The following is a 1,515-nucleotide window of genomic DNA, read 5'->3' as shown; positions in this document are numbered from 1 at the left end:
AGAAATAGTAATCGCTGCACTCGCTTTATGCGTACCATCTGATACTTCTACAGTAATTGTATAGGTAGCATTTGTTTCAAAATCTAGTTTTTTACCCGCTACCAAACTTATTTCTCCTGCACCTGTCAACTCAAAAAGATCATTACTATTTTGGGTAAGTTCGAAAGTAATCGAAGCTTGTTCTGGATCTGTTGCGGCTACAGTACCAATAACTACATCATCAGCAATATTTTCGGCAACAGTAAATGTTTGAGCGCTAATCACTGGTGCTTTATTAACCACAGGTTGCGGTTGCGCGTCATCATCTTTACTACATCCAACAGATAGTACGACCATCATTAGCATGGCCAATACGCTTACTTTAATTTGTTTTCGTTTCTTCATTTGTACATTTTTTTGAGGCGCATGCTCAGGTTTCAAAAAAAGAAAACCTGAAGAGCTTACGTAATTTTGTTTCTAATAATTGATATTTTGATGCAAACCTAGCAAGATGTTTACTGTAAAAAGAGGGTGATTTTTATTCGTAGTACTCTGTTGGATATTCGTTTTAGTTTATTTGATATTTGTAGCATTCAGATATTGAAGTGATTTAAATATAGAGCATTCAAAACCTGATAAAAAAATAGGTTGTCTGATCAGACAACCTATTTTTTTCACAAATTTCCCTCAATTACCTATCTAGGACAACTACTATCACCAGTGAATGTCCAGTTTTTATCGTTTATTAATGTACTTCTAGCTGCATATGCATCACAATAAACCAATCCTTCTACTCCAAAAGTAACATTAGATTGCAAGTTTGGTAAAGCTGCCCATTTGGTAAGTAATGCATCATAAGTAGCGGTAGATAGTTTTGTACCATCCAACATATAACTCATATTTTTAACCTTGCTTATATCCCATTCGCTTATATCTCCAGTAAAAGAAGTAGCTCCCCTAAACATTCTTACCATATTCGTCACATTACTCACATCCCATTTGCTTACATCTCCATTAAAGGCAGTAGCTTCACCAAACATAATACGCATATTTTCTACTTTGCTTACATTCCAAGTACTTACATCTCCATTAAAAGAGGTAGCTCTATTAAACATCGCTATCATATCGGTTACATTACTTACATCCCATTGGCTTATATCCCCATTAAAGGATGTAGCATCACTAAACATGGTAGACATATTTTTTACCTTACCAACGTTCCATTGGCTAAGGTCTGCATTAAAAGAAGTAGCTTTAAAAAACATAAAACGCATACTCTCTACCTTCCCAACATTCCATGTACTTATATTTCCATTAAAGGAAGAGGCATGAATAAACATCTGTGCCATATTGGTTACATTACTTACATCCCATGTACTTATATTTCCATTAAAAGCAGTAGCATTACTAAACATATCAAACATATTTGTTACATTACTAACATCCCATTGATCCAAATCTCTATTAAAAGAGCTTGCACTGTCAAACATTCCCATCATACTTGTTACTGTACCAACATCCCAATTATTAATATCC

General features: G+C 34.5%; 2 protein-coding genes. Both read right to left on the bottom strand.

What is annotated here, in order from left to right; translation table 11 throughout:
• A partial coding sequence (locus Z053_RS0127315) for a cadherin repeat domain-containing protein (RefSeq protein ID WP_025668146.1) occupies positions 1-384 on the bottom strand: 384 nt, incomplete at its 3' end.
• 290 nt (positions 385-674) lie between these two features.
• Positions 675-1,515: BspA family leucine-rich repeat surface protein (locus Z053_RS29545; RefSeq protein ID WP_025668145.1), on the bottom strand; the 841-nt coding region annotated here is incomplete at its 5' end.

The sequence above is a fragment of the Aquimarina megaterium XH134 genome (assembly GCF_000520975.1).
Taxonomy (GTDB): domain Bacteria; phylum Bacteroidota; class Bacteroidia; order Flavobacteriales; family Flavobacteriaceae; genus Aquimarina; species Aquimarina megaterium.
The sequence above is the reverse complement of the archived record's forward strand: the minus strand, read 5'-3'. Positions and strand labels throughout refer to the sequence as shown.